Origin of the sequence: Stappia sp. WLB 29, assembly GCF_023507705.1 — a bacterium.
Lineage (GTDB): Bacteria > Pseudomonadota > Alphaproteobacteria > Rhizobiales > Stappiaceae > Stappia.
Genome location: NZ_JALBGD010000003.1, coordinates 294,091 through 319,693 on the forward strand (window position 1 = coordinate 294,091; position 25,603 = coordinate 319,693).

Here is a 25,603-nt window from a genome sequence, read left to right on the forward strand (position 1 = left end):
TTCAGTCCCCTCTGTCTGGTTTTCGTTCCGGTCAGGCGCTTTGCTTCTTGCCGGACGCATTGAGCGCATCCTCGGCTATTTTCCTGACCCTTTCCAGCTGGATCTTGCCGAGCGCATTGCGCGGCAGCTCCTGCGTGAAGACGACGGATTTCGGGTGCTTGTAGCGCGCCAGACGTCCGTCGAACCCCGCCAGCACCGCCTCGGCGGTGACCTCCCGGCCGGGTTCCGCCACCACGACCGCCACCGGGCTTTCGCCCCAGCGCGGATCGGAAATGCCGACGACAGCGGCCTCTCTCAAGCCGGCGATTTCGCCGAGCACCCGCTCCAGTTCGGCCGGATAGATGTTCTCGCCGCCGGAGATGATGACGTTCTTCAAGCGGTCCTTGAACCAGAAGACGCCGGCCTCGTCGCGAAGGGCGAGGTCGCCGGTGCGGAACCAGCCGTCGCGGAACGTGTCGGCGGTGGCCGTCTCGTTGTTCCAGTAGCCTTGCGTGATGTTGCCGCCCTTCAACTCGATCTCGCCGATCTCGCCGGGACGGGCATCGCGCTCGCCGATACGGATGCGCGCCTTCGTGTGCAGGCCGGGCCGGCCGATGGCGCCGAATTCCGGGACGACGTTCTCGCGGCGCTGGTAGATCGCGACTGGGCCGGTCTCGGTCGCGCCGTAGACCTGCAGGACCGGCACGCCGCGGTCGACGAAGGCCCGCATCAAGGCATGCGGCACGTCGGAAGAGCCCGTCGCGACAAGGCGCAGGGAGGAAAGGTCCGCCGCCTCCCACTCGGGATGGGCGATCAGCGCGGCGAGCGTTGCCGGCACCAGCACGGTGAGGTCGGGGCGCTCGTCGCGGATTGCGGCGAGCGTCGTGCCCGGGTGGAAGCGGTCGTGCAGGATCACCGTCGCCCCGGCATAGAGCGCCGGCGTCGTCTGGATGTTGAGCCCGCCGACATGGAACATCGGCAGCACCGTCAGTACGGTGTCAGCGGCGGTGATCTCCTGCATGTGCAGGGCGTTCAGTGCGTTGGCCTCGACCGCGGCCTGGGTCAGGACGGCACCTTTCGGCCGGCCGGTCGTGCCGGACGTGTAGACGATGAGCAGGGGATCCTGCGTGCTGCCGTCGCCCTCGTCATGGCCGAGCGGCGCGTCATCCAGTGTCTGGCGGGCGAGACCGCCCGTTGCCGGATCGGCGATGAGCGTCTCTGGAAGCGGGGCAAGGGCCGCCATCGCGGCAAGGGTGGCCGCGAAATCGGGCTGGTGCACCAGGAGCCTTGCGCCGCTGTCGGCAAGCGCATGCGCAAGCTCGGGCGGGGCAAGGCGCCAGTTGAGCGGCACGACGATGGCGCCGAGCCGGGCGGCGGCGAAGGTCAGCAGCAGCTGGTCGGGCGAATTGGTGCCGAGATACGCGATCCGCTCGCCGCGCTTGATGCCGTGGCGGGCCGCAAGCGCGCCGGCCAGCCGGCCGATGCGGGCGGCGAGGGCGGCGTAGTCGATCCGCTCGTCGCCGAAGACCAGCGCCGTCTTCTCCGGGGTGAAGCGCGCATGCGCCTCGATCCAGTGGTCGATCGACGTCACTCGTCGGTTTCTCCCGGCAGGTAGAGGCTTTCCCGGCCGATCCGGTCGAGGCAGATCTCGGCCGTCCAGGGCAGCATCAGGGCGCCGCAGCGGCTGTCGCGGAACAGGCGCTCCAGCGGCAGGGACTTCAGCATCGACTGGCCGCCGCAGGTGCGGATGGCGAGTTGGCAGATCTCGTTGGCGTTTTCCATCACCGTGTAGTGGGCGGCCCAGGCGCGCAGCATCTGCTCGCGCGAGGGATCGGGACCGGCCTCGGTGATCGCCTGGAACCACAGGGCCTTGGTCTGCTCCAGCATCAGGTGCATCTGGGCGACGCCCATCTGCTTGGTGGGGAACATGCGCCGCTTGACCGGCGGCAGGCCGGGCCATTCGCCGCGCAGGTATTTCACGGTGAAGTCGAAGGCCGCCTGGGCGATGCCCATGTAGGTCGGCGACAGGGTCATGAACATGTGCGGCCAGCGGCTGGCGGCCTGGTAGTAGACGCCGCGCGGCATCAATGCCTCGTCCTCGGGAACGAAGACGTCTTTGAACAGCAGGGTGCGCGAGACGGTGCCACGCATGCCGAGCGGGTCCCAGGGACCGACCACCTCGACGCCCTCGGCCGTTGCCGGTACGGCGATATACATCGTGTCCCGGCGCGAGGGGCGCTCGCCCTCCTTCATCTCGCCGCAGAGGATACCGTAATAGTCGGCATGGCCGGACAGGGAGGCGAAGATCTTCTTGCCGTTGATGATCCAGCCGCCGTCGACCTTGCGGGCGGAGGTGGAAAAGGGCGCGGCTCCGGCCGCGGCGGCGCCGCCTTCCGAGAAGGGCTGGGAGTAGATAGCCCCGTCTTCCAGGATGCGCCTATAGTGGACGGCACGGCGCTGGCGGTGCAACTCCCGCTCGCCGGCCTCGATTTCCAGATCGTCGGTCAGCGCGCCGGTCCACAGGCAGGAACAGACATGCATGTTCCAGGTCAGGGCGGTCGCGCCGCAATAGCGGCCGATCTCGGCCGCCGTCATCATATAGGTGCGGAACGGCGCACCGTGGCCGCCGTCCTCCTTGGGCACGCAGATGCCGAGCAGACCGGCCTCGTGCATGTCGCGGTAGTTCTGCGTCGGGAACACCGCGTCGCGGTCGATGGCCTCGGCGCGCGGAGCGAAGCGGAACTTGGCCACCCGGCGGGCGAGGGCGGTCAGTTCCTCCTCCTGCTCGGTCAGGCGGAAGGCTTTGGGATCGAAGATCGGCTTGTCCATGTCGAGCGTCTCGAGATCGGCGACGGTCATCGGCCTGCTCCCTCTTGCGGCGGTGTGGTCTCGGTCTGGTTCAGGAAGTCGCGGAGCGCGGCCTCGAAGGCCTGCGGGCATTCCAGCGGCGCCAGATGGCCGGTGCCGGGCAGCTCCACATAGCGGGCATCGCGCAGCTTCTCGCCCATCCGGCGCATGGTCGGGGCCGGCGCATTGCGGTCGACCTCGCCGGCGACAAGCAGCACCGGCACAGCGATGTCGGCCAGCGTGTCGCGGGCATCGAAGGTGGCAAGGCAGCGGATCGCCTCGCGATAGGTCGCCTCCGGGACCCGGCTCATGGCGGCGGTGGCCACTGATACGGCAGCCGGGTCCGAGGCCGGTCCGACGAGATCCGGCACGAATTCGCGGGCAAGCTCGGGGATCGTGCGGCCGGCATCGAGCGGGGCCAGCCGCTCGGCGACGAAGCGCTTCTGGAACTCGCCGTCGCGGCTGCCGAAGGCGGCGGTGGTGGCCGACAGCACAAGGGTGCGCACGCGGCTCGGATGGCGGGCGACGAAGTCCTGCGCCAGCATGCCGCCGATGGAATGGCCGAGCAGGTCGACCTGGTCGAGTCCGAGCCGGTCGAGAAAGGCGAGCAGGGCCTCAGACAGGGCAGGGAAGGTCATCGGCGACAAGAGCGGAGTGCCGCCGTAGCCGGGAAGGTTCCAGCCGATGGCGTCATGATCGCGGCCGAGCCCCCCGATCTGCGGCGCGAACATCTCCGCACCGGCGCCGATGCCGTGCAGCAGCACGACGGCGCGTTCGCCCCCGGTTCTGCGGATGTGGTCGGGCCGGCTCATCGCAGCGCCTCGATCAGCTCACCGTCCACCACCACCGGCTCGCCGTCGAGCGCGATGGTGCAGCCGCGCACCGGGATGTCGAAATGGCCCTTGGTGAAGCGGCCGGCGAACTCGTTGGCCCCGGTCGAGAAGAGGAAATTTCCCGAATAGGCGCGCACTTCCGTTCCGTTGGTCTCGCGCTGGTCGTACATGGTCAGCGCCTCGTAGCGCGCCGCGGCATTCATGCCGAAGCCGACATGGGCGACGGCATAGGCCTCCTTGTCGCCCCAGGCGGCGAGATAGCGGCGGGTCAGCTCGGCATCGGTGCCCTCGCCCTCGATCTCCGTCACATAGTCGTCGACGATGGTCAGGCGCACCGGGCGCTCGAGATAGCGCTTGAAGGTCAGGTTGATGTCGCCGGCATCCAGCACGAGGGTGCCGTTGACGCTGTGGGCGGCGGGGAAGCTTACGACGAGGCCGGCGGGCCAGTGGGCGACGGAGCCCGGCCGGTCGCACCAGCCCCACACGCCGACGGTCGAGGCGCCTTTCATGGCGACCTTGAGATCCGTGCCGGCGGCGGAGGTGACTGTCATCTCGGTCGCCGCACGAATGCGGGAGACGGCCTCGCGCACCCGGTCCTTGTCGCGCGGCTGCGGCAGCAGGCGCTCGAGCGCGTCAGGATGTTCGTTTGAAATCATCAACATGCGGGCGCCACCGGCGATGATGCGCGGCAGCTCCGGCGCATGCAGCAGGCCCTCGACCGTCAGGTCGACGACGAGGCCGCTGGCGGCGAGCGCGGCAATCGCCGCGTCCTGTCCGGAGAGCGCAGCCGAGGCACCCGTCGAGCGCACCTGCACCGGCGCATCCTGCGGCGGTGTCGGCACGACCACGTGGAAAGCCTTCGCGCCGAGGCGAAGCAGGGCGAGTTCCGCGATGTGGACGTTGAGGGCGCGCGACTGGGTTTCGGAGAGGATCGCGACACTCTCCCCCGGGGTCACCTTGCAGAGGGTGAAGACGGCCGCGAAGGCGTCGATCCACTTTCCCTCGATCCTGTCGGCGAGCATCAGATCCTCCTCCCGATCCGCTCCGGCTAATCGCTTCGCGCCGACGTCCGGCACGGCCCGATCCGTGCCGTCCGACGTTTTGTTGCGTCGGGCGGTCAATTTTCGCAGCAAGCGAAAAGAACTTGGAGGAGCGTAGCAATTTCGTTATTGTATGAAAAGGAATATTTTTAGGCATGAACTTGTTGCCGGCGCGGCTCGCCGGCATTCCGCAAGCCGAAGGCACGAGGACAGGCCATGATGAGCGATCACCGCAGCTTCCGCAGCGCCCTCGGGCGGTTCGTCACCGGCGTCACCATCGTCACCACGCTGGACGAGGCCGGCCGGCCGGTCGGATTGACGGCCAATTCCTTCAACTCGGTCTCGCTCGATCCGCCGATGGTGCTGTGGAGCCTTGCCCGAAAATCGCAGAATCTCGCCGTTTTCGAGCGATCCCGGCACTATGCGGTCAACATTCTTGCCTCCGATCAGCGGGCGCTGTCCGACCGGTTCGCGCGGCCGGTGGAGGACCGTTTCGCCGGAGTTTCCTGGCAGCCGGGGCAGTGCGGCGTGCCGGTGCTGGCGGGGGTAACCGCCGTGTTCGAGTGCCTCAACGAGACCCGGGTGGAAGGGGGCGACCACCTGGTTTTCCTCGGGCGGGTCGAGGCGTTCGACCATGCGGACCGCGAGCCGCTGCTCTATCATTCGGGGCGCTACGCAACCCCGAGCTATGCCGGCCCGTCGGCCGCCCTGCCCGAATGAGAGGCGTGCAATGACCGATCTTGCGGCACCTGCCCGCCCGTCCCCCGGCAGCCCGAGCGAAGGCGCTTCCGGCGCCGCAGCCGGGCGCTTCGTCGACGGCTATCTGCTCTACCTGCTGGCGCGGGCCTCGAGCGTTGCCAGCGCCGAATTCCACGAGCAGGTGCGGGCCCGCGGCGTGCCGGTGGCGGTGTGGCGCATCCTCGCCTCGCTGAAGGGGACGGGCGAGGGGCTGACCGTCGGCGAGCTGGCGAAGAGCTGCCTTGCCAACCAGCCGGCGATCTCCAAGACCGTCGACAAGCTGGTCGCCAAGGGGCTGGTCGAACGGCAGGCGGATGGGCAAGACCGCCGCCGCGTCTGGGTGCGGCTGACGCCGGCGGGCGAGGCGCATGTCGACGAACTTATCCTCGAGGCGCAGGCGCACCAGGCACGGCTGGTCGAGGCGATCGGCGAGGGGGAAACCGAGACGCTGCGCCGGGCCCTGCTGCGGTTGATCGAACGGGCGGGATCTGGCGCTCCTTCCGTGGATTTTGATGAGTTTTCCGACAAATAATACTTTAATTACAATGCGTTGAGGGATATTGCAGAAATTGAGACGGATTTTGCAAAATTCCGTCTCGAAATGCCGAAAAGTTGCGTTGTTGCATCCAAACGCCGCAACGGGTTCAATCAGCCCGCACGCCCCGCCGGGGTCTGCCTCAGGCGGGTCAGCATGTATCTCGACGTCCAGCACCAGCGAACCTTCTACGACCTGCCGCTCGGGCGGATGATGCGGGTGTTGGTCGGCGCGCGGATCCGCGCCCGCTGGCCCGACCTGAAAGGGCGCGCCCTGCTCGGGGTCGGCTATGCCGCGCCGTACATGCGGCCCTATCTGGAGGAGGCGGAGCGGTGCATCGCCGCGATGCCGGCGGCGCAGGGCGTGGTCGCCTGGCCGCGCGGCGGGCGCAACTCGGCGACGCTGGTCGACGAGACCGAACTGCCGTTCCCCGATCACGTCTTCGACAATGTGCTCGTCGTCCACTGCCTCGACCATTGCGGTGATGCGGAAGCGCTGTTGCGCGAGATCTGGCGGGTGCTGGTGCCGGGCGGGCGAATGATCGTCGTCGTCGCCAACCGGCGGGGATTGTGGGCGCGCTCGGAAATCTCGCCCTTCGGCTACGGGCGGCCGTTCTCGCGGGGACAGATCGAGGGCCTCTTGCGCGCCTGCCAGTTCCGCCCGTCGGGAAGCGACGAGGCGCTGTGCCTGCCGCCGACCCGCTCGCGGCTGGTGCTGCGCAGCGCACCGGCCTGGGACCGGATCGGCCGCCGGCTGTGGCCGGCCTTCGCCGGGCTCTTGGTGATCGAGGCGGAGAAGCAGATGTTCCGCGGCGCGCCGGCCGGCGGCGAGACGCGGCTGATGAAGGCGCTGCGGCCGGTCTTCGTGCCGGAAGGCGCGGCGCCCGGCATGAATGGGCGCACCGGCTCGGGCCTCAGGCGGTCGGGCCTCGGGCGATCCGGTCTTGCTACGAGCGCTTCAGCAGGAACAGGGCCTGTTCGCCGATCAGGTTCCAGACCCACCAGGGCGCGGTGAAGCCGACCGGGCGGCCGCCCGCATCCAGCGCCATCGACTTGACGATACGGGCATCGGCCTCCTGGCACAGGAGCACGAAGTCGCGGATGGTGCAGAAGTGGATGTTCGGCGTGTCGTACCAGGAATAGGGCAGGTAGTCGGTGACCGGCATGCGGCCGCCGAACAGAAGCTGCAGGCGGTTGCGCCAGAAGCCGAAATTCGGGAAGGACACGATGACGTTGGAGCCGATGCGCAGCAGCTCCTCCAGCACCCGGCGCGGCGCGTAGGTCGCCTGCAGGGTCTGGCTGAGGATGACGAAATCGAAGGCGTTGTCCGGATAGTCCGACAGGTCGCGGTCGGCGTCGCCCTGGACGACGGACAGGCCGCGGGCGACGCAGGCGTTGACACCGGCCTGCGACAGTTCCAACCCGCGCCCGTCCACCTGCTTCTCGCGGATCAGCAGGTCGAGCAGCTCGCCCTCGCCGCAGCCGATGTCGAGAACCCGCGAGCCGGGCGCGACGAGATCGGCGACGAGACGGTGGTCGCCGCGCGCACTGCCACCGGCCGTCTGCGGCGCGGTCGTCGGCACGGGCGGCGCGTCCACCGCGGCCTCGGGTGTGGTGATGGTCGTCACGCTCATGCGGCACCTCCTGCCGGCGGGGCGATCCCGCGGGCGTGGGCCGCGCCGGTCAGGAAACCGAGCACGGTGCGGAACATTTCCGGCTCGTCGAGCAGGAAGGCATCGTGGCCGCGGTCGCTCTCCACCTCGACGAAGGAGACGTTGGCGGCGGCCGCGTTCAGCGCCTTGACCACGGCCTTGCTCTCGGCGGTGGGGAACAGCCAGTCGGAGGTGAAGGACATGACGCAGAACCGGGTCGGCGAATGCAGGAAGGCGCGCGGCAGCGAGCCGCCGAAATCGGCGGCCAGGTCGAAATAGTCCATCGCCCGGGTGACATAGAGATAGGAGTTGGGGTCGAACCGGTCGACGAAGGTCATGCCCTGGTGGCGCAGGTAGCTCTCGATCTGGAAATCGGCGTCGAAGCCGAAGGTGATCGCCTCGCGGTCCTGCAGGTTGCGGCCGAACTTGCGGTGCAGCGCCGGGTCGGAGAGATAGGTGATGTGGGCGGCCATGCGCGCCACTGCGAGCCCCTTGGACGGGCGCACGCCACGCTCGAAATAGCGCCCGCCGCACCAGTTGGGATCGGCCATCACCGCCTGGCGGCCGACCTCGTGGAAGGCGATGTTCTGCGAGGAATGGCGGGCGGCGGCGGCGATGGGCACGGCGGAGAACACCCGCTCGGGATAGCTTACCGCCCATTGCAGCACCTGCATGCCGCCCATGGAGCCGCCGACCACGGAAAACAGCGTCTCGATGCCGAGATGGTCGAGCAGCACCGCCTGGGCGCGGACCATGTCGCGGATCGTCACCAGCGGCAGGTCGAGGCCCCAGCGCCGGCCGGTCGCCGGGTTGGTGGAGGCAGGTCCCGTGGTGCCGAGGCAGCCGCCGAGCACATTGGCGCAGATGACGAAGAAGCGGTCGGTGTCGACCGGCTTGCCCGGGCCGACGAGCAGCGACCACCAGCCGGGCTTGCCGGTCAGCGGATTGGGCGAGGCGACATACTGGTCGCCGGTCAAGGCGTGGCAGACGAGGATCGCGTTGCTGCGGTCCGCGTTCAGCGTGCCATAGGTCTCGTAGGCGATCTGCCAGGGATCGAGCACGGTGCCGGAATCGAGCCGCAACGCCTTGTCGCCGCCGAACCTCTCGACGCGGCTCGACGGATTGTCGGCCTCGCTGGCCGGCGCTGCCCGCAGCTCCGGTGGGCTCTGATCGGGCGGGGTCTCTTCGGCGGTCGTGTCCTTGCTCATCGGTGCCGGACATCCTCCTGGCGGCGTTCGCGCGGTTTGCCGGCGATGCCTGGGGTCGAAATTGTCTCGCGAGGGCCGGTTTCCGCCCTTGTGGGGGCCGGCCCGCGGGGACCAGCAGACGTAGGAGCCCGTCCGGGCAACGTCAATGTTTTCTTTTGCTTTCGACAGGCCTACTGCCTATGAGTATGCGCTGGCCGGCGCCCCTTTTTCCGCGGGCGCCGGCCGTCTTTTCCGCAAGGCCGGCATGCGTGCCGGCCGATCTTCCGCCGTGCCGGCCTGGTTGCCGACACGGTAGTCCCGCAAGGCCGGCCCGTGTGCCGGCCAAGACCGCCGCAGTCAGGAAATCTCGGCCATGCTGACGACCGCCGATCCCCGTTCCCCGTCCCGTCCCGAGCCGCGCCCCGGCGTCATGGAGATCGCTCCCTACGTGCCCGGCCGGACCAAGTCGACGGGCGGTGCGAAGCTCCACAAGCTGTCCTCCAACGAGACGCCGCTGGGCCCGAGCCCGCGCGCCGTGGAGGCCTTCAGCGCCTGCGCCGGCCATCTGGAGCTCTATCCGGACGGCGGCTCGACGGGCCTGCGCGAGGCGATCGCCGACGTCTACGGCCTGAACCCGGAGCGGATGATCTGCGGCAACGGCTCGGACGAGATCCTGGAGCTGGTGGCGCGCGCCTATATCGGCCCGGGCGACGAGGGCCTCTACAGCGAATACGGCTTCCTGGTCTACAAGATCGCCATCCTGGCCGCCGGCGGCACGCCGGTCGTCGCGCCGGAACAGAACCTGACGACGGATGTCGACGCGCTGCTGGCGCGGGTGACCCCGCGCACCAAGGTCGTGTTCCTCGCCAATCCGAACAATCCGACCGGCACCTACCTGCCGTTCGACGAGATCCGCCGGCTGCATGCCGGCCTGCCGTCCAACGTACTGCTGGTGCTGGATGCGGCCTATGCAGAGTATGTGCGCCGCAACGACTACGAGGCCGGCGTCGAGCTGGCGGCGACGGCCGACAACGTGCTGATGACGCGCACCTTCTCGAAGATCTACGGTCTGGCGGCGCTGCGCATCGGCTGGGCCTACGGCCCGGCGCATGTGATCGACGCGCTGAACCGGGTGCGCGGGCCGTTCAACGTTTCCGCCGCCTCGCAGGCCGCCGGCATCGCCGCCGTGCGCGACCGCGCCTTCCTGGAGACCGCCGTCGCGCATAACGACAAGTGGCTGGACTGGGTGAGCCAGGAAGTGGCGGCGCTGGGCCTTCAGGTCACGCCGAGCGTCGGCAATTTCGTGCTGATCCACTTCCCCGAGGAGCCGGGCCGCACCGCGGCGGAAGCCGATGCCTATCTGAGCGCGCGCGGATGCGTGCTGCGGGCGGTGGGTGCCTACGGACTGCCCAACGCGCTGCGCATGTCGATCGGCAGCGAGGAGGCCAACCGCGAGGTCGTCTCGGTGCTGAAGGAGTTCCTCGCCGGGCGCTGAGGCGCCACGGCGACGGGTCCCGCGCCACGGCGCGCGGGAACCGCAAGTGTCAGGCCGTTTTCATGTCAGATCCGAAATTCCGCCGCCTTGCCCTGATCGGCATCGGCCTCATCGGTTCCTCCATCGCGCATGCGGCGCGGCGCGAGGGGCTGGCCGAGGAGATCGCCATTTCCACCCGCTCGGAGCAGACGCTGCGCCGGGCCGAGGAACTGGGGCTCGGCGACAGCTATCATCTTGATGCCGCTGAGGCGGTGAACGGTGCCGATCTCGTCATCCTGTGCGTGCCGGTGGGCGCGAGCGAGGCGGTGGCGAAATGGATCGCTCCGGCGCTCGCGCCCGGCGCCATCGTCACCGATGTCGGCTCGACCAAGGCCTCCGTGGTGCGGCAGATGGCGCCGCACCTGCCGGACGGGGTGCATTTCATCCCCGGCCACCCCATCGCCGGCACCGAGCATTCGGGGCCGGATGCGGGCTTTGCCGAGCTGTTCCGCAACCGCTGGTGCATCCTGACGCCGGTGCCGGGCACCGATCCGGCGGCGCTGGAGCGGCTGTCGGCCTTCTGGCGGGCCTGCGGCTCGATGGTCGACACGATGGATGCCGAGCATCACGACCTGGTGCTGGCCATCGTCTCGCATGTGCCGCACATCATCGCCTACAACATCGTCGGCACCGCCGACGACCTGGAGACGGTGACAAAGTCCGAGGTCATCAAGTATTCCGCCTCGGGCTTCCGCGACTTCACGCGGCTGGCGGCCTCCGACCCGACCATGTGGCGCGACGTGTGCCTGCACAACAAGGACGCGATCCTGGAGATGCTGTCGCGCTTTTCCGAGGACCTGTCGGCGCTGCAGCGGGCGGTGCGCTGGGGCGACGGCGAGGCGCTGTTCGAGCTGTTCACCCGCACGCGCGGCATCCGCCGGTCCATCGTCGAGGCGGGCCAGGAGACCGACGCGCCGAACTTCGGCCGCGACGCCAAGCGGTAAACGGGTTTTTGCAGGTCAGTCGCGAATGGGGCGGATCTCGTCGCGGCCCGGGCAGGTGGCGAGCGCCTGGCGCGCCGTGCGCCCGTCGCCGACCGGCGCGTCCGGCCAGATCTCGGCCAGCGGCACCAACACGAAGGCGCGTTCGCCCATGCGCGGATGCGGGATGGTCAGGCCGTCCTCCTCGATCCGCTCCTCGCCGTAGATCAGCACGTCGATGTCGATGACGCGCGGCCCCCAGCGGACGTCGCGGACGCGGCCGAGGCTGCGCTCGACCTCCAGGCAGCGGTCGAGCAGGTCGCGCGGCGACAGCCGGGTCTCGATCACCGCGCAGGCATTGCGGTAGTCGTCCTGCGGCACAGGACCCCAGGGCGGGGTGCGGTAGTCGGAGGAGCGGGCGACCACGACGATGCCCGGCGTTGCGGCCAGCGCGGCGAGGGCCGCCTCCAGGTTGGCCAGCGTGTCGCCGACATTGGACCCCAGGCCGAGCGCGGCGCGCACCAGGGTCTTTCTCTGTGCGGTGCTCATCCCACGTGCTCGCTCATGGTGGCATGGGCGATGCGGGCGGCATCGACATGCGGCTGGACATTGTGGACGCGGACCATGGCCGCGCCCTTGAGGAAGGCGATGGTGTGCAGGGCAAGGGACCCGTAGAGCCGGTCCTCGGTGTCCACATCCAGCACCGCGCCGATCAGGCGCTTGCGCGAGGCGCCGACCAGCAGCGGCAGGCCGTGGCGGGCGAAATGCTCCAGCCGGTTGACCACCTTGTAGCTCTGGTCCTGGGTCTTGCCGAAGCCGATGCCCGGATCCAGCATCTGCCGCTCCGCCGGGATGCCGGCGCGGGCGGCGATCTCCATGGAGCGCTCGAAGGAGCGGTCGATGTCGGCGAGGATGTCGATATCCGGATCCGCGCGCTCGCGGTTGTGCATCATGATCACGGCGGCGCCGGCCTCGGCGACCGTCTCGGCCATCGCCGGATCCTTCTGCAGGCCCCAGACATCGTTGACGACGACGGCGCCGAGGGCGCAGGCCCTGGCGGCGATGTCGGCCTTGTAGGTGTCGATGGAGACCGGCGCACCGAGGGCGACGACGTCGGCCAGCACGGGGGCGAGGCGGCGCCATTCCTCCTCGGCCGAGACCGGCTCGGCATTCGGCCGGGTGCTTTCGGCGCCGATGTCGATCACGTCGACGCCATGGGCGATCATCCGCCGGGCGCTGGACAGGGCATCGTCGCGGGCGAGGAAGCGGCCGCCGTCGGAAAAGGAGTCCGGCGTGATGTTGAGGATGCCCATCACCCGCGGCCGGTCGAGCGGCACCGCGCCGCGGCTGTGGCGCAGAAGGCGAGGCGCCCGTGCATCGGCGGCCGGCGAAGGGGGTGCGTCCCCGCGAGGTGATGTCATTCGTCTGCCCCGGTCTCGTGTCCCGGCCTGGCGTGATGCCCCGGCCCGCGCACGGCCGAGACTGCGACCGGAACAACCGTTTCCGCCGCGGTCTTGCGCCGTTCGCCCCGCCGCGTCAAGGCCCAATCGCGTCAAGGGTCGCGGTGGATTTCAGCCCTGGCCGGCGGCGGCAACCCGGCGGGCATTGACCCGGCCGAGCAGCAGGTAGGAGGCGACCGCGATGAACAGCATTGCAGGGGGCACCAGGATGATGCCGAGCAGCGGATTGCCGAGGGCGGCGATGATCAGGCTGCCGAGCAGGCCGGCGCCGAACTGCAGGAAGCCCATCAGCGCGGAGGCCGCTCCGGCCATGCGCGGGAAGCCCTGCAGCGCCGCGCTGGTGGTGGAGGGCAGCGACATGGCCAGCGAAAAGGCGAAGGCTCCGACCGGCAGCATCACCCCGAGGAAGGTCGGCGGCATCAGGGTCAGCGAGGCGAGCAGGGCCGAGGCGGCGACGACCATGCCGGTCATGCCGAAGGGCAGCAGGCGCATGGCATCGACCCGGCGCATGGCGAAGCCGGTGACGATGGTGCCGGAGATGAACGAGCCGGACTGGACCATCATGCCGAAGCCGAACTGGCTGGGCGTCAGGCCGACATGGTCGATCAGGACGAAGGGCAGCACCGAGGCGAGGGTGTAGATGGTGCCGATGCCGAAGCCGACCAGCAGGCTGGGCTGCATGTAGCGCGGGTCGCGCAGCAGCGTCGCGTAATTGTGCAGGAGCACCCGCGGCCGCAGGTTGGCGCGGTCGATATAGGGGTTGGTCTCGCGGAACGAGACCTGGGTCACCACGAGCAGGACGAAGCCGTAGATCAGCATGGCCCAGAAGATCTCGCGCCAGCCGAACAGCTCCAGCGTGACGCCGCCGATGGTGGGGGCGAGCGCCGGGCCGATCGCCAGCATCATGGCGATGGTGTTCATGATGCGGGCCGAGGTCTGGCCGGTGAACTGGTCGCGGACGATGGCGCGCGAGACGGCGACGCCGACCGAGGCGCCGATGCCCTGCAGGGTGCGGGCGACGATCATCCACTCGATGGTGGGGGCGAAGGTCGCGACCACGGTGGAGGCCAGATAGAGCACCAGGAAGGCCAGGGTCACCGGACGGCGGCCGAAGGCGTCGGTCAGGGGCCCGCAGATCAGCTGGGTCAGCGCGAAGCCGGCGAAATAGGCGGTCAGCGTCAGCTTGATCATCGACTGCGAGGTGCCGAAGGCCTCGGCCAGCACCGGCATGGCCGGGGTGTAGAGGGCCATGGTGATCGGGCCGATGGCGACGAGCGCGGCGCCGAGCAGCGAGGTGCGCATCTCGCTCATGATCGGGCCGCCCTCCGGCGGCGCCGGCCGCCCGGTCCGGGCGCGCGGGGCGCCGGGGGCGAGGGCGGGATCGAGTGGGGGAAGCTTGTCCATCGCCTCGGAAACGGCGGATGCGGCGGTGCTGCTCATGAGCGCTCCGGTTGGTCTGTCTTGTGATCGGACGTCTGGTCGGTCGAGGCGTGAAGGTTGGCGTGCATGCGCTCCAGCAGGGCGTAGATGGCGTCCATCTCCTGCCGGTTCATGCCGGCAAGGGCGGCGCGGCGGATCGCCACCGCCTCGGCATGGATGCGGTCGAGCACCGGCTCGGCCGCCGCCGTCAGCGCGACGAGCTTGGCCCGCCGGTCGGACGGGTCGGGGCGGCGCGCGACGAGGCCGGCATTTTCCAGCCGGTCGAGAAACCCGCACATGGTCATCGGCTCGACGCCGAACCGCTCGGCCAGGGCGCCCTGGCGCTGGTCGGGATAGTGCTCGACGAAGGCGAGGGTGCGGGCCTCGCCGGCGGTGAGGCCGGTGTCGGCCTCAGCCAGCGCCTTCTCGAAGCGGCGGCGCAAAAGCCGGGCGATGTCGCCGACGAGAAAGCCGAGCGGCCGGGTCGGAAGATCGGGTTCCATAAGCTTTCCAGATAATATGGTTGCCTTATTAAATGCACTCGTCCCGCGCGCCTGTCAAGCCGGCCCTGCGTAATGCTGCGTTGCAAGAATCCGGCTCTGCGGTTATAGAGGGCGCGAAAATCCGCGGGTCCCGGTGGGCCCGCGTTGTCATTTCCGGAGCAGCCCGAACATGGACTTGCGCAACATCGCCATCATCGCGCACGTCGATCATGGCAAGACCACCCTGATCGACGTGCTGCTGAAGCAGTCGGGCGCCTTCCGCGACAACCAGCGCACGGAAGAGCGGATGATGGATTCCAACGACCTCGAGCGGGAGCGTGGCATCACCATTCTCGCCAAGGTCACCTCGCTGACCCACGGCGACACCCGCATCAACATCGTCGACACGCCCGGCCACGCCGATTTCGGCGGCGAGGTGGAACGCATCCTGCACATGGTCGACGGCGTGGTGCTCCTGGTCGACGCGGCCGAAGGGCCGATGCCGCAGACCAAGTTCGTGCTCGGCAAGGCGTTGAAGCTCGGCCTTCGCCCGATCGTCGCGATCAACAAGATCGACAAGCCGGACCAGCGCGCCGAAGAGGTGCTGGACGAGGTGTTCGACCTCTTTGCCGCGCTCGACGCCAACGAGGAGCAGCTGGACTTCCCGGTGCTCTACGGGTCGGCCAAGCAGGGCTGGATGGCGAAGGAGCCGGAGGGTCCGAAGGAGTCCATGGACCCGCTGTTCGAGCTGGTCCGCGCCCATATCCAGCCGCCGAAGGCGGAGCCGGGCGCCTTCCGCATGCTGGCGACGACGGTGCAGGCCAACCCGTTCCTCGGCCGCATTCTCACGGGGCGCATCGTCTCGGGCGAGGCGGTGCCGAACATGGCGGTCAAGGCGCTGTCGCGCGACGGCAAGCTGGTCGAGACCGGCCGCATCTCCAAGGTGCTGGCCTTCCGCGGCCTGGAGCGCCAGCCGATCGAAAAGGGCGTCGCCGGCGACATCATCTCGATCTCGGGCCTGAGCGAGGCGACGGTTTCCGACACGATCTGCGCGCCGGAATACACCGAGGCGCTGCCGGCCCAGCCGATCGATCCGCCGACCCTGTCGATGACCTTCCGCGTCAATGACGGCCCGCTGGCCGGCACGGAAGGCGACAAGGTGCAGTCGCGCGTCATCCGCAAGCGGCTGATGGACGAGGCCGAGGGCAACGTCGCGCTGAAGATCGAGGACAGCACCGAGGCCGATGCCTTTATCGTCTCGGGCCGCGGCGAACTGCAGCTGGCGATCCTGATCGAGAACATGCGCCGCGAGGGCTTCGAGCTGTGCGTCGGCCGTCCGCGCGTGGTGTTCCGCACCGGCGAGAACGGCGAGCGGCTGGAGCCGATCGAGGAAGTCATCATCGACGTCGACGAGGAGCATTCCGGCGTCGTCGTGCAGAAGCTGTCGGAGCGCAAGGCCGACCTGCTCGAGATGCGCCCGTCGGGCGCCGGCCGCACCCGGCTGGTGTTCCACGCCCCGACCCGCGGCCTGATCGGCTACCAGTCGGAACTGCTGTCGGACACGCGCGGCACGGCGATCTTCAACCGCCTGTTCCACGACTACGCGCCGTACAAGGGCGAGATCGCCGGCCGTCACACCGGCGTGCTGATCTCCAACGGCGACGGCGAGGCGGTGGCCTATGCGCTGTTCAACCTGGAAGACCGCGGCCCGATGCTGATCGATCCGGGCGTCAAGGTCTATCGCGGCATGCTGATCGGCGAGCACACGCGCGGCAACGACCTCGAGGTCAACGTGCTGAAGGGCAAGCAGCTCTCCAACGTGCGCGCGGCCGGCAAGGACGAGGCGGTGCGGCTGACGACGCCGATCCGCCTGTCGCTGGAAGCGGCGCTCTCCTACATCAACGACGACGAGCTGGTCGAGGTGACGCCGAAGACCATCCGCCTGCGCAAGGCGCTGCTCGATCCGCATGACCGCAAGCGCGCGGAGCGTGCGGCGACCAAGCAGAGCGCCTGATACGTCGCAAGGTTAGTGGATGTCTTTCGAGCGGGCGGGGGAAACCCCGCCCGTTTGCATTTCGGGAACGGTCAGGCCGGCCGGTCGGCAACCCGCGACAGCAGGGCAAGGCCGGCGGCGAAGAACACCAGGATCACCGCCATGCCGGCCGCCTGGCTGGCGGTGGCGGCGGTGACGAGGCCGACCAGCAGCGGGGCGAGGAAGCTCGTCACCTTGCCCGAGAGCGCGAAGAGACCGAAATAGCGGGTCATCGCGCCGGGCGGCGAGACATGCACCAGCAGCGTGCGCGAGGCCGCCTGCAAGGGACCGGCGGCCGCGCCGAGAATGCCGCCGAGTACCAGGAAGACCTGTTCCGGCAGGCTGGAGAAGAGGCCCGCTCCCGGCCCGGCCGGGCTCGCCTCGACGACGAAGAACACCGTGTCCCGGTCGACCGAAACGAGGCCGAGGCCGCACAGGATCAGGACGAGAAGGGCGCCGCCGATCACCCGCTTCGGCCCGAGCCGGTCGTCGAGCCGGCCGCCGATCACCGCGCCGAGCGTGCCGGTGACGGTCAGCAGGATGCCGAACGTGCCGATCTCGATGGAGGACCACCCGAGCACGCCGGCGGCGTAGATGCCGCCGAAGGCGAAGAGCGCGACCAAGCCGTCCTTGTAGACCATGTTGGCGGCGAGGAAGAGGACCATGCGGCGGTCGGCGCGCGCCTCGCGCAAGGTGGCGGCCAGATCGGCAAGGCCCTGGCGCACGGCGGCGCCCAGCGCGACCTGCCGCCGCGGCACGTCGGGCACCAGGAGGAACAGCGGCAGCACGAAGACGAGATACCAGAGCGCCGAGAACGGGCCGGAGGCCCGGTCGCCGGCGCGGGTCGCCGGGTCGAGGCCGAAGATCGGCTCCAGTCCCAGCAGCGTCAATCCGGTCTGCGGGTTCGACGCCATCAGACCGAGGGCGATGACCAGCGAGACGAGGCCGCCGGCATAGCCGAGCGCCCAGCCGTTGCCCGACAGCCGGCCGAGCCGGGCGCGGGGCACCAGGTCCGGCATCATCGCATTGGTGAAGACGGTGGCGAATTCGACGCCCAGCGTCGCGACGGCGAAGCCGACAAGCGCGATGGCGATGGCCCAGGGCTCGCCCGGCACGGCGAACCACAGGGCGGCGGAGCCGACGAGCAGCGGCAGCGAGAAAGCGGCGATCCACGGCTTGCGTGCGCCGGTGCGGTCGGCGATGGCGCCGAGCACGGGCGCGAGCAGGGCGATGGAGAGCCCGGCCGCTGCGGTGGCATAGCCCCACAGCGCCTGGCCTTGCGCCGGCGTTGCGGCGAGCGCGGAGGCGAAATAGGGGGCGAAGACGAAGGTGGTGACCAGCGTGAAGAAGGGCTGGGCCGCCCAGTCGAAGAACAGCCAGCTGGCGACCGCGCCCCGGCGCGGCGGCAACAGGGCGCCCTTGCCGGGGCGCGCGGCGTGCGCATCCCCGGCCAGTTCGGCGGCGGCAGGCGATGCGCTCATCCGGCGAGCTCGGCGAGCAGGCCCGCGGCGACGGAGAATTTCGACACGGAGAGGTCCCCCTCGATGATCTCGCCGGCCGCCCGTGCGGTGCGCGCAACGCGCGCCTCGTTGGCGGCGAGCCAGGCGTCGAAGCCGCCGGCGGCCAGCGCCTCGCCGGTAACGTCGCGATGGGCGCCGGCCAGCGTCGCCCGGGCCCGGTCGAGCGCCAGACCGTCATAGTAGTCGGAGATCTTCAGGCTGCGCGCCTTGGCCTCCATGGCGCCGAGGCGGAAGTGGCCGGCGACGCGGAAGAACACCTCGGCGACATCGGTGAGCTCGCGCCCGGTCTGCTCGGCGATCAGCACGATGTCCGGCAGCTCGGCCTCGACCGGCAGGCGGGCGATGCGGGCGGCCAGCGGATCGGGAACTCCAGCATTGCACAGGCGCTGCGTCTCCGCCTCGATCTCGGCCTTGAGCGCCGGCTGCACCACGCCGGCCAGCACCGGCGCCAGCGTGTCGATGCCGCTGCCGAAGCGGGTGACGATGGACTGCAGCCCGCCCTCGAAGGTGACGTTGCGCAGGAACCAGACGGTCTGTTCCAGCACCAGGTCCTGCACCGCGCGGTAGAGGCCGAGCTGGATCTGGCCGTCGACCAGGGTGTCGAGCGCGTCGATCTCGCCGTTGAGGGCGGTGAGGCCGTAGGCGTCGCGCACGGCGGCGAAGGCCTGGGCGATCTGCGCCGGGTCGGCTCCGGTCTGGTCGGCGATGCGGGTGAGAAAGGTCGGCCCGCCGCGGTTGATCATCGAGTTGGCGAGCATCGTCGAGATGATCTCGCGCCGCAGCCGGTGCCCCTCGATCTCCGCCGCATAGGCGTCCTGCATTTCGGGCGGGAAGTAGCGGAAGAGCTCGCGGGCGAGATAGCTGTCGTCCGGCACCGAACTGTCGAGCAGCCGGTCGAACAGGGTGATCTTGGCATAGGCGAGCAGCACGCCGATCTCGGCGCGGGTGAGCCCGGCCTCGCTGGCGGCGAGTTCGTCGAGGGCCGCCTCGTCGGGCAGCTGCTCGACCGTGCGGTCGAGCAGGCCGGCCTGCTCGAGCTGGCGCATCATCCGCCGCTGGTAGCCGAAATCCTCCATGCCGCGCGCTTCCGTCAGGCTGATCGCCAGCGTCTGCAGGTAGTTGTTGCGCAGCACCAGGTCGGCGACCTCGTCGGTCATCGCCGCCAGCAGCACGTTGCGATCGGCGACGGACAGGCGGTTTGCCCGCACGGCGGCGCCGAGCGCGATCTTGATGTTGACCTCCATGTCGGAGGAGTTGACGCCGGCGGAGTTGTCGATGGCGTCGGAGTTGCTGCGGCCGCCGCGCCGGTTGAAGGCGATGCGGGCGAGCTGGGTCATGCCGAGATTGGCGCCCTCGCCGATGACCCTGGCCCCGACCTGGTCGGCGGTGACGCGGATCGCGTCGTTGGCCCGGTCGCCGACATCCGCATCGCTCTCCTGCGCGGAGCGGATATAGGTGCCGATGCCGCCGAACCACAGCAGGTCGACCTTCATCTTCAGGATGGCGTTCATCACCTCCTGGGGCGTCGCCTTGGCCTTGGAAAGGCCGAGCATCTCCTGCGCCTGCGGCGACAGCGGGATCGACTTGGCCTGGCGCGAGAAGATGCCGCCGCCTTCCGAGATCAGGGCGGCGTTGTAGTCGTTCCACGAGGAGCGGCCGAGGTCGAAGACGCGCTTGCGCTCCTCCCAGCTCGCGGCCGCATCCGGATCGGGATCGAGGAAGATGTCGCGATGGTCGAAGGCGGCGACCAGGCGGATCTGCTTCGACAGCAGCATGCCGTTGCCGAAGACGTCGCCCGACATGTCGCCGACGCCGGCGACGGTGAAGGGCTCGTTCTGGATGTCGCGGTTCATCTCGCGGAAGTGCCGCTTGACCGCTTCCCAGGCGCCGCGCGCGGTGATCGCCATCTTCTTGTGGTCGTAGCCGGCCGAGCCGCCGGAGGCGAAGGCATCGCCCAGCCAGAAGTTGCGGCTCTCCGAGATGCCGTTGGCGGTGTCGGAGAAGGTCGCGGTGCCCTTGTCGGCGGCGACGACCAGATAGGGGTCGTCCTCGTCGTGGCGTACCACGCGCTCGGGCGCCCAGACCTTGTCGCCCGACAGGTTGTCGGTGACGTCGAGCAGCGAGGAGATGAAGATCTTGTAGGCCTTGGTGCCTTCGGCGAAGACCTCGTCGCGGCTGCCGCCCTCGGGGAGCAGCTTGGGCACGAAGCCGCCCTTGGCGCCGACCGGCACGATCACCGCGTTCTTCACCTGCTGCGCCTTGACGAGGCCCAGCACCTCGGTGCGGAAGTCCTGCGCCCGGTCGGACCAGCGCAGGCCGCCGCGCGCCACCTTGCCGAAGCGCAGGTGCACGCCCTCGACCCGCGGGCTGTAGACGAAGATCTCGCGGAAGGGCCGCGGCAGCGGCAGTTCCTCGATGCGCTGCGGATCCAGCTTGAAGGCGAAGGTCGGCTTCGGCTGGCCATGGGCGTCGAGCTGGAAGAAGTTGGTGCGCAGCATCGCAGCGATGACATTGCCGAAGCGGCGCAGGATGCGGTCGTCGTCGAGGCTGTCGACCTTGTCGAGCGCGTCGGTGATCTCCTGCTCGACCCGGGCCGCGCCCAACGAGCGATCGGCGCTGTCGAGGTCGGGATCGAAGCGCAGGTGGAACAGCCCGACCAGCCGGGCGGCGACATCGCTGTAGCGGTTCAGCGTCCGCCACATGTAGTCCTCGGAAAAACGGATGCCGGCCTGGCGCAGGTAGCGCGACAGGGCGCGCAGCATGGCGATGTCGCGCCAGGCGAGCCCGGCATTGAGCACCAATGCGTTGTAGCCGTCGGACTCCGCCTGGCCGCGCCAGATCGCCAGGAAGATCGCCTCCAGCCGGCCGCGCAGGTCGTCGGTGAGGTCGATGTCGCCGCCGCCCGCCGGCTCCAGCGACAGCTCGTGCAGATAGGCGAGCGGCCGGTCCGCCGGGGTGATGCGGTAGGTGCGCTCGTTGATCACCTTGAAGCCGATGTTCTCCAGGATCGGCACGCGGGCCGACAGCGGGATCGGCACCAGGTGGTGATAGACCTTGAGCACGACGCGGTTGGGCGCGTCCTGCGGCCGGCGGGAGAAGGCGAGGGCGGTGTCGGACGCCTCGCTCAGCTTCTCGACGATGCGGATGTCCTCCAGCGCCGTCTCGCCGCCATAGACCTCACGGTAGCCGGCCTGGAAGGCATCCGCATAGCGGGCGGCCTTTTCCAGCGCCTTGTTGCCGCCATAGGCCGTGCGCAGCGCCTCGCGGAAGCCGTCGGCCCAGGTGCGGACGATGCCGGCGACCGCCTGCTCCAGATCCTCCTGGGACGGATCGGGCGTCTCGCCGCTGTCGCGGCCGACGATGAAGTGGACGCGGGCGAGCGGGCCTTCGGGATAGGTGACGTACCAGGCCGAGAGGCGGCCGTCATAGACCTTGGCGAGATAGGCGCCGATCTTCAGGCGCACCTCGGTCGTGTAGCGGTCGCGCGGCACGTAGCACAGGATCGACACGAACCGGTCGAAGCGGTCGCGGCGGGCGAGCACGCGGATGCGCGGGCGCTCGTCCAGCTGCAGGATGGCGAGGGCGAAATGGTAGAGCAGGTCCGGGTCGATCTGGAACAGCTCGTCGCGCGGATAGCTCTCCAGCACGTTGGTCAGCGCGCGGCCCGAATGGCTCTCCGGATCGTAGCCGGCCCGCGCCAGCACGCTGTCGACCTTGCGCCGCAGGAAGGGAATGCTGCCGGTGGTGAGGGTATAGGCGGTGGCGGTGAGCAGGCCGACGATGCGCAGCTCGCCGGCGAGCTCGCCGCTGTCGTCGAACAGCTTGACGCCGACATAGTCCATATGGACGCGGCGGTGGACCCGGCTCTTGACGTTGGCTTTGGAGACGATCAGCGGCTCCGGCTTCATCAGGAACTCGCGGATTTCCGGCGTGATGACGACGAATTCCGAGCCGCGGCGCAGGACGCGCACGGCCGGATCGGCGAGCAGGCCGAGGCCCGAGCCGCGGCGGTGCGACAGCTCGCCCTCCGCGACGCCGCCCTCGAAATAATATTCGCGCATGCCGAGCAGGGTGAAGTTGTCGGCGGCGAGCCATTCCAGGAACTGGATCGCCTCGGCGAGCTCGTCGACCGGCACCGGCGGCGGGGTGTTCTTGTAGGTGGCGATGGCGGCGGCGAGGCGCTCGCGCATCGGCTTCCAGTCGGTGACGGCGGCGCGCACGTCCTTCATCACCTGATCGAGGCGCTCGGCCAGCTGCTCGCGCTCGATGCTGGCATCGATCCGCCCGACATGGATGTGGATGACGCTCTCGCGGCGCTCGCCCTCGGTCTTCGCCTTGGCCGTGCCGCGGCAGGCGAGGAGGCGGCCGTCGGCGTCGCGCTCGACCGCGAGGATCGGGTGCAGCACGAGGCGGGCCTCCAGGCCGTTCGCCTGCAGCTCACCCATCACCGAATCGACCAGGAACGGCATGTTGTCGTTGAAGATCTCGACGACGGTGATCTCGTCGGCGCGGCTGTCCTCGCCGGCGGAGGCGGGGTTGTAGATGTGGATGCGGTGGGTGCCGAGCGGATGGGTCGCCATCTCGGCCCAGGCGGTGCGGGCGAGGGCGACGAGGTCCGCCGCCGGATAGCTGACGACATCCTCGGCCGCGCCCCGGGCGAACAGGGCGCGCGCGAACTCCCCGATCTCGGGCTCGAGCGCCGCGACCACCGTGTCGATCAGTCGGGCTTTTGCTTGCTCACGTGCTTCGGGCATTGGTCCCCCACCATCCGGGTCATGTTGATCGGTTCTCGTTCGATCGCGCCCGGTTCTCGTGTTTGCACCGGACATGGCTGGCGCGGGGTGCGTCCCGCGGTCGCCGCCGGTAGCACGGCATGCTAGAGCGAGTAGGAGCGCGAGGGAATCCTTTCCCGAACCGGATTCACCGCTATCGGTCAAAGGTGTCCGAATTCGGAAGGGCTTACCGAGATCGCCGCAAGATGTAAGGGAGGAGCATGACATGAACGCAACGGAGCGGCCGATCGCGCTGGCGATCGAGGACGAGGGCGAGCTCAGCGAGGCGACGCGCGCTTATTTCGACAAGTGCCGCGAGAAGCTCGGCATGGTGCCGAACGTGCTCGCGGCCTATGCGTTCAGCGAGGCGAAGCTCTCCGCCTTCACCCAGATGTACAATGACTTGATGCTGGCCGACAGCGGCCTCAGCAAGCTGGAGCGCGAGATGATCGCCGTGGCGGTGTCGGCGGTGAACCGCTGCTTCTACTGCCTGACGGCGCATGGCGCGGCGGTGCGCCAGCTGTCCGGCGATCCGGAGCTGGGCGAGCTGATGGTGATGAACTACCGCGTCGCCGAGCTGTCGCCGCGGCACCGGGCGATGCTCGACTTTTCGGTGAAGCTGACCGAGCGGCCGGCCGAGATCCTGGAGGACGACCGGCAGGGCTTGCGCGATGCCGGCTTTTCCGACCGGGACATCTGGGACATTGCGGCGGTCGCCTCCTTCTTCAACATGTCGAACCGGATGGCATCGGCAACCGACATGCGTCCAAATCCGGACTATCACGCGATGGCGCGCCAGCCGGCGAAGGCGTGAGGCAATCGGCGCGCGCAGATCGCGCCGACATGCGCCCTGCCACATGACAAGGGGCACCGCCCTGGTGTAGAACGCAAGCCCGTGCCGGCCGGCGGAGCTTTTCCGCGGGTCGGCAGGGTCTTTCTTTTCAAGGAGACGAGCCATGGTCGCGAAAGTGTTCATCGACGGCGAAGCCGGCACGACGGGTCTGCAGATCCGCGAGCGCCTTGCCCGTCGCCGCGACCTTGAGCTGCTGTCCATCGCGCCGGAGCGGCGCAAGGACCTTGGCGCGCGCGCCGAACTGCTCAACGCCTGCGACGTGACGATCCTCTGCCTGCCGGACGATGCGGCGCGCGAGAGCGTCGCCCTGATCGAGAACGACACCACGCGGGTGATCGACGCCTCGACGGCGCACCGGGTGGCCGAGGGCTGGGACTACGGCTTCGCCGAGATGACGGCCGGGCAGGGCGCGGCGATCGCCGCCTCGAAGCGCGTCGCCAATCCGGGCTGCTATCCGCAAGGGGTGATCGCCTGCCTGCGGCCGCTGATCGATGCCGGGCTGCTGCCGGCCGATTATCCGGTGACGGTCAACGCCATCTCCGGCTATTCCGGCGGCGGGCGGCAGATGATCGAGGCCTACGAGGCGGAAGGGGCGGCCAAGCCGGCCTTCCTGCCTTACGCGCTGAGCCTCAACCACAAGCACCTGCCGGAGATGACGCGCTTTGCCGGGCTTGCCGCAACGCCGATCTTCGTGCCGGCGGTCGGCAATTTCGCGCAAGGCATGGTGACGGCGGTGCCGCTGCGCCTTGAAGGCCTCGCCAAGGCGCCGACGGGGGCCGAGATCCACGCCGCGCTGGAGGTGCATTACGGCGCGCTGCAGGACTCCTTCGTCGATGTCGCGCCGCTCAGCGGCTCCGACAAGGCGCCGGACCTCGACCCGGAGACCTTCAACGGCACCAACCGGATGCGCCTGCATGTCTTCGCCAACGACGCGCGGGCGCAGGTGGTGCTGATGGCCGTTTACGACAATCTCGGCAAGGGCGCCTCGGGTGCCGCCGTGCAGAATCTCAACCTGATGCTCGGTGTCGACGCCGCCACGAGCCTCGCCGCCTGATCGCGTCCGTTTTCGCAGGAGAAACGCCCATGGAGAAATTCACCACGCTGACCGGGGTCGCCGCGCCGCTGCCGATCATCAACATCGACACGGACATGATCATCCCGAAGCAGTTCCTCAAGACGATCAAGCGCACCGGCCTCGGTTCGGCGCTGTTCCACGAGATGCGGACGCTGGACGACGGCGCCGAGAACCCGGATTTCGTGCTGAACCAGCCGGCCTATCGCAAGGCGCAGATCCTGGTTGCCGGCGACAATTTCGGCTGCGGCTCGAGCCGCGAGCACGCGCCGTGGGCGCTGCTCGACTTCGGCATCCGCTGCGTGATCTCGACGAGCTTCGCCGACATTTTCTACAATAACTGCTTCAAGAACGGCATTCTGCCGATCGTGGTGAGCCAGGAAGACCTCGACAAGCTGATGGACGACGCCAAGCGCGGTGCCAACGCGACGCTGACGGTCGACCTGGAAGCCCAGGAGATCCGCGGCCCGGACGGCGGCTCCATCGGCTTCGACATCGACCCGTTCCGCAAGCACTGCCTGATGAACGGTCTCGACGACATCGGCCTGACGATGGAAAAGGCCCAGTCCATCGGCGCCTTCGAGACCAAGGTCGAGGGCGAGCGCCCCTGGATCTGAGGGCGGAGCGTTTTTCATAAGAAAGGGCCGGCGCGTGCGCCGGCCCTTTTGTTGTGAAGAGCTGGCGCTTGCGTCGGCCCTTTTGTTTTGGGGGTCTGTTGGGGGAGCGCTG

Annotated in this window: 21 protein-coding genes; 9 read left to right on the forward strand and 12 right to left on the reverse strand. The window is 69.0% G+C overall.

From position 1 onward, the window contains the following. Positions 1 to 31 precede the first annotated feature (31 nt). Genes MNI96_RS07685 through MNI96_RS07700 form a run of 4 tightly spaced genes read right to left on the reverse strand, consistent with a single transcriptional unit; the run spans position 32 to position 4,681 of the window. Positions 32 to 1,570 (reverse strand): class I adenylate-forming enzyme family protein, encoded by a 1,539-nt coding sequence (locus MNI96_RS07685; RefSeq protein ID WP_249691821.1) that lies wholly within the window; start codon positions 1,568 to 1,570, stop codon positions 32 to 34. Then, entirely contained in the window at positions 1,567 to 2,838 is a 1,272-nt protein-coding gene (locus MNI96_RS07690; protein WP_249691823.1) for an acyl-CoA dehydrogenase family protein, read from the reverse strand. Before MNI96_RS07690 ends, MNI96_RS07685 begins: the two co-directional genes overlap by 4 nt. Then, entirely contained in the window at positions 2,835 to 3,638 is an 804-nt protein-coding gene (locus MNI96_RS07695) for an alpha/beta fold hydrolase (protein WP_249691825.1), read from the reverse strand. The genes MNI96_RS07690 and MNI96_RS07695 overlap by 4 nt, the downstream gene beginning before the upstream one ends. Next, on the reverse strand, positions 3,635 to 4,681 hold the full coding sequence (locus tag MNI96_RS07700; protein WP_249691827.1) for a 2,5-dihydroxypyridine 5,6-dioxygenase NicX family protein: 1,047 nt from the start codon (positions 4,679 to 4,681) through the stop codon (positions 3,635 to 3,637). The genes MNI96_RS07695 and MNI96_RS07700 overlap by 4 nt, the downstream gene beginning before the upstream one ends. 234 nt (positions 4,682 to 4,915) lie before the next feature. Here MNI96_RS07700 and MNI96_RS07705 point away from each other — a divergent pair, with 234 nt between their 5' ends. The 3 genes from MNI96_RS07705 (at position 4,916) to MNI96_RS07715 (ending at position 6,986) form a co-directional block, all read left to right on the forward strand. After that, complete coding sequence (locus MNI96_RS07705; RefSeq protein ID WP_249691829.1) at positions 4,916 to 5,419, forward strand: flavin reductase family protein; 504 nt, start codon at positions 4,916 to 4,918, stop codon at positions 5,417 to 5,419. A gap of 10 nt (positions 5,420 to 5,429) precedes the next feature. Beyond that, positions 5,430 to 5,969, forward strand: coding sequence for a MarR family winged helix-turn-helix transcriptional regulator (locus tag MNI96_RS07710; protein WP_249691831.1), 540 nt, complete (start codon positions 5,430 to 5,432; stop codon positions 5,967 to 5,969). 159 nt (positions 5,970 to 6,128) lie between these two features. Continuing rightward, complete coding sequence (locus MNI96_RS07715; RefSeq protein ID WP_249691833.1) at positions 6,129 to 6,986, forward strand: class I SAM-dependent methyltransferase; 858 nt, start codon at positions 6,129 to 6,131, stop codon at positions 6,984 to 6,986. Here the strand turns inward: MNI96_RS07715 and metW are convergent. Together metW and metX are read right to left on the reverse strand one after the other, a co-directional pair. Further along, positions 6,919 to 7,605 carry a methionine biosynthesis protein MetW gene (gene metW, locus MNI96_RS07720; protein WP_249691835.1) on the reverse strand — a complete coding sequence of 229 codons (687 nt, stop codon included), beginning with the start codon at positions 7,603 to 7,605 and terminating at the stop codon, positions 6,919 to 6,921. The two genes, MNI96_RS07715 and metW, sit on opposite strands and share 68 nt — an antisense overlap. Next, on the reverse strand, positions 7,602 to 8,831 hold the full coding sequence (gene metX, locus MNI96_RS07725; RefSeq protein ID WP_249691838.1) for a homoserine O-acetyltransferase MetX: 1,230 nt from the start codon (positions 8,829 to 8,831) through the stop codon (positions 7,602 to 7,604). The genes metW and metX overlap by 4 nt, the downstream gene beginning before the upstream one ends. Before the next feature lie 352 nt (positions 8,832 to 9,183). On the opposite strand from metX, the gene hisC reads away from it, so the two are divergent. Continuing rightward, positions 9,184 to 10,305, forward strand: coding sequence for a histidinol-phosphate transaminase (gene hisC, locus MNI96_RS07730; protein WP_249691840.1), 1,122 nt, complete (start codon positions 9,184 to 9,186; stop codon positions 10,303 to 10,305). Positions 10,306 to 10,367: 62 nt separating this feature from the next. Continuing rightward, positions 10,368 to 11,288 (forward strand): prephenate/arogenate dehydrogenase family protein, encoded by a 921-nt coding sequence (locus MNI96_RS07735; RefSeq protein ID WP_249691842.1) that lies wholly within the window; start codon positions 10,368 to 10,370, stop codon positions 11,286 to 11,288. A 15-nt stretch (positions 11,289 to 11,303) separates the two neighbouring features. On the opposite strand, the gene folK is transcribed toward MNI96_RS07735, so the two are convergent. The 4 genes from folK to MNI96_RS07755 all read right to left on the reverse strand — a co-directional run bounded on the left by folK (position 11,304) and on the right by MNI96_RS07755 (position 14,646). After that, entirely contained in the window at positions 11,304 to 11,813 is a 510-nt protein-coding gene (folK, locus tag MNI96_RS07740; RefSeq protein ID WP_249691844.1) for a 2-amino-4-hydroxy-6-hydroxymethyldihydropteridine diphosphokinase, read from the reverse strand. Beyond that, positions 11,810 to 12,685, reverse strand: coding sequence for a dihydropteroate synthase (gene folP / locus MNI96_RS07745; RefSeq protein WP_249691846.1), 876 nt, complete (start codon positions 12,683 to 12,685; stop codon positions 11,810 to 11,812). Before folP ends, folK begins: the two co-directional genes overlap by 4 nt. A 150-nt stretch (positions 12,686 to 12,835) precedes the next feature. Then, entirely contained in the window at positions 12,836 to 14,164 is a 1,329-nt protein-coding gene (locus tag MNI96_RS07750) for a multidrug effflux MFS transporter (RefSeq protein WP_249691847.1), read from the reverse strand. Next, on the reverse strand, positions 14,161 to 14,646 hold the full coding sequence (locus MNI96_RS07755; RefSeq protein WP_249691848.1) for a MarR family winged helix-turn-helix transcriptional regulator: 486 nt from the start codon (positions 14,644 to 14,646) through the stop codon (positions 14,161 to 14,163). The genes MNI96_RS07750 and MNI96_RS07755 overlap by 4 nt, the downstream gene beginning before the upstream one ends. A 169-nt stretch (positions 14,647 to 14,815) precedes the next feature. Here MNI96_RS07755 and typA point away from each other — a divergent pair, with 169 nt between their 5' ends. Continuing rightward, the gene (typA, locus tag MNI96_RS07760; RefSeq protein ID WP_249691849.1) at positions 14,816 to 16,639 is read left to right on the forward strand and encodes a translational GTPase TypA; all 1,824 of its coding nucleotides are present in this window, start codon (positions 14,816 to 14,818) and stop codon (positions 16,637 to 16,639) included. Between the two features lie 71 nt (positions 16,640 to 16,710). On the opposite strand, the gene MNI96_RS07765 is transcribed toward typA, so the two are convergent. Together MNI96_RS07765 and MNI96_RS07770 are read right to left on the reverse strand one after the other, a co-directional pair. Further along, positions 16,711 to 18,138 carry an MFS transporter gene (locus tag MNI96_RS07765; RefSeq protein ID WP_249691851.1) on the reverse strand — a complete coding sequence of 476 codons (1,428 nt, stop codon included), beginning with the start codon at positions 18,136 to 18,138 and terminating at the stop codon, positions 16,711 to 16,713. Further along, on the reverse strand, positions 18,135 to 22,931 hold the full coding sequence (locus MNI96_RS07770) for an NAD-glutamate dehydrogenase (RefSeq protein ID WP_249691853.1): 4,797 nt from the start codon (positions 22,929 to 22,931) through the stop codon (positions 18,135 to 18,137). Before MNI96_RS07770 ends, MNI96_RS07765 begins: the two co-directional genes overlap by 4 nt. A gap of 244 nt (positions 22,932 to 23,175) precedes the next feature. Here MNI96_RS07770 and MNI96_RS07775 point away from each other — a divergent pair, with 244 nt between their 5' ends. The 3 genes from MNI96_RS07775 (at position 23,176) to leuD (ending at position 25,491) form a co-directional block, all read left to right on the forward strand. Beyond that, positions 23,176 to 23,763 carry a peroxidase-related enzyme gene (locus MNI96_RS07775; protein WP_249691855.1) on the forward strand — a complete coding sequence of 196 codons (588 nt, stop codon included), beginning with the start codon at positions 23,176 to 23,178 and terminating at the stop codon, positions 23,761 to 23,763. A 142-nt stretch (positions 23,764 to 23,905) separates the two neighbouring features. Then, positions 23,906 to 24,856, forward strand: a complete 951-nt coding sequence (gene argC, locus MNI96_RS07780; RefSeq protein ID WP_249691857.1) for an N-acetyl-gamma-glutamyl-phosphate reductase — start codon at positions 23,906 to 23,908, stop codon at positions 24,854 to 24,856. Between the two features lie 29 nt (positions 24,857 to 24,885). Further along, entirely contained in the window at positions 24,886 to 25,491 is a 606-nt protein-coding gene (leuD, locus tag MNI96_RS07785) for a 3-isopropylmalate dehydratase small subunit (RefSeq protein WP_249691859.1), read from the forward strand. The last annotated feature ends 112 nt before the right edge of the window (positions 25,492 to 25,603 follow it).

What these genes read in the sequence shown, in the direction of transcription:
- folP (WP_249691846.1), bottom strand. Translation starts at nt 12,685, where the DNA reads ATGACATCACCTCGCGGGGACGCACCCCCTTCGCCGGCCGCCGATGCA.
- MNI96_RS07735 (WP_249691842.1), top strand. Translation starts at nt 10,368, where the DNA reads ATGTCAGATCCGAAATTCCGCCGCCTTGCCCTGATCGGCATCGGCCTC.
- folK (WP_249691844.1), bottom strand. Translation starts at nt 11,813, where the DNA reads ATGAGCACCGCACAGAGAAAGACCCTGGTGCGCGCCGCGCTCGGCCTG.
- MNI96_RS07705 (WP_249691829.1), top strand. Translation starts at nt 4,916, where the DNA reads ATGATGAGCGATCACCGCAGCTTCCGCAGCGCCCTCGGGCGGTTCGTC.
- leuD (WP_249691859.1), top strand. Translation starts at nt 24,886, where the DNA reads ATGGAGAAATTCACCACGCTGACCGGGGTCGCCGCGCCGCTGCCGATC.
- MNI96_RS07690 (WP_249691823.1), bottom strand. Translation starts at nt 2,838, where the DNA reads ATGACCGTCGCCGATCTCGAGACGCTCGACATGGACAAGCCGATCTTC.
- MNI96_RS07700 (WP_249691827.1), bottom strand. Translation starts at nt 4,681, where the DNA reads ATGCTCGCCGACAGGATCGAGGGAAAGTGGATCGACGCCTTCGCGGCC.
- metW (WP_249691835.1), bottom strand. Translation starts at nt 7,605, where the DNA reads ATGAGCGTGACGACCATCACCACACCCGAGGCCGCGGTGGACGCGCCG.
- argC (WP_249691857.1), top strand. Translation starts at nt 23,906, where the DNA reads ATGGTCGCGAAAGTGTTCATCGACGGCGAAGCCGGCACGACGGGTCTG.
- MNI96_RS07770 (WP_249691853.1), bottom strand. Translation starts at nt 22,931, where the DNA reads ATGCCCGAAGCACGTGAGCAAGCAAAAGCCCGACTGATCGACACGGTG.
- MNI96_RS07695 (WP_249691825.1), bottom strand. Translation starts at nt 3,638, where the DNA reads ATGAGCCGGCCCGACCACATCCGCAGAACCGGGGGCGAACGCGCCGTC.
- MNI96_RS07715 (WP_249691833.1), top strand. Translation starts at nt 6,129, where the DNA reads ATGTATCTCGACGTCCAGCACCAGCGAACCTTCTACGACCTGCCGCTC.
- MNI96_RS07765 (WP_249691851.1), bottom strand. Translation starts at nt 18,138, where the DNA reads ATGAGCGCATCGCCTGCCGCCGCCGAACTGGCCGGGGATGCGCACGCC.
- hisC (WP_249691840.1), top strand. Translation starts at nt 9,184, where the DNA reads ATGCTGACGACCGCCGATCCCCGTTCCCCGTCCCGTCCCGAGCCGCGC.
- MNI96_RS07750 (WP_249691847.1), bottom strand. Translation starts at nt 14,164, where the DNA reads ATGAGCAGCACCGCCGCATCCGCCGTTTCCGAGGCGATGGACAAGCTT.
- MNI96_RS07710 (WP_249691831.1), top strand. Translation starts at nt 5,430, where the DNA reads ATGACCGATCTTGCGGCACCTGCCCGCCCGTCCCCCGGCAGCCCGAGC.
- typA (WP_249691849.1), top strand. Translation starts at nt 14,816, where the DNA reads ATGGACTTGCGCAACATCGCCATCATCGCGCACGTCGATCATGGCAAG.
- MNI96_RS07775 (WP_249691855.1), top strand. Translation starts at nt 23,176, where the DNA reads ATGAACGCAACGGAGCGGCCGATCGCGCTGGCGATCGAGGACGAGGGC.
- metX (WP_249691838.1), bottom strand. Translation starts at nt 8,831, where the DNA reads ATGAGCAAGGACACGACCGCCGAAGAGACCCCGCCCGATCAGAGCCCA.
- MNI96_RS07755 (WP_249691848.1), bottom strand. Translation starts at nt 14,646, where the DNA reads ATGGAACCCGATCTTCCGACCCGGCCGCTCGGCTTTCTCGTCGGCGAC.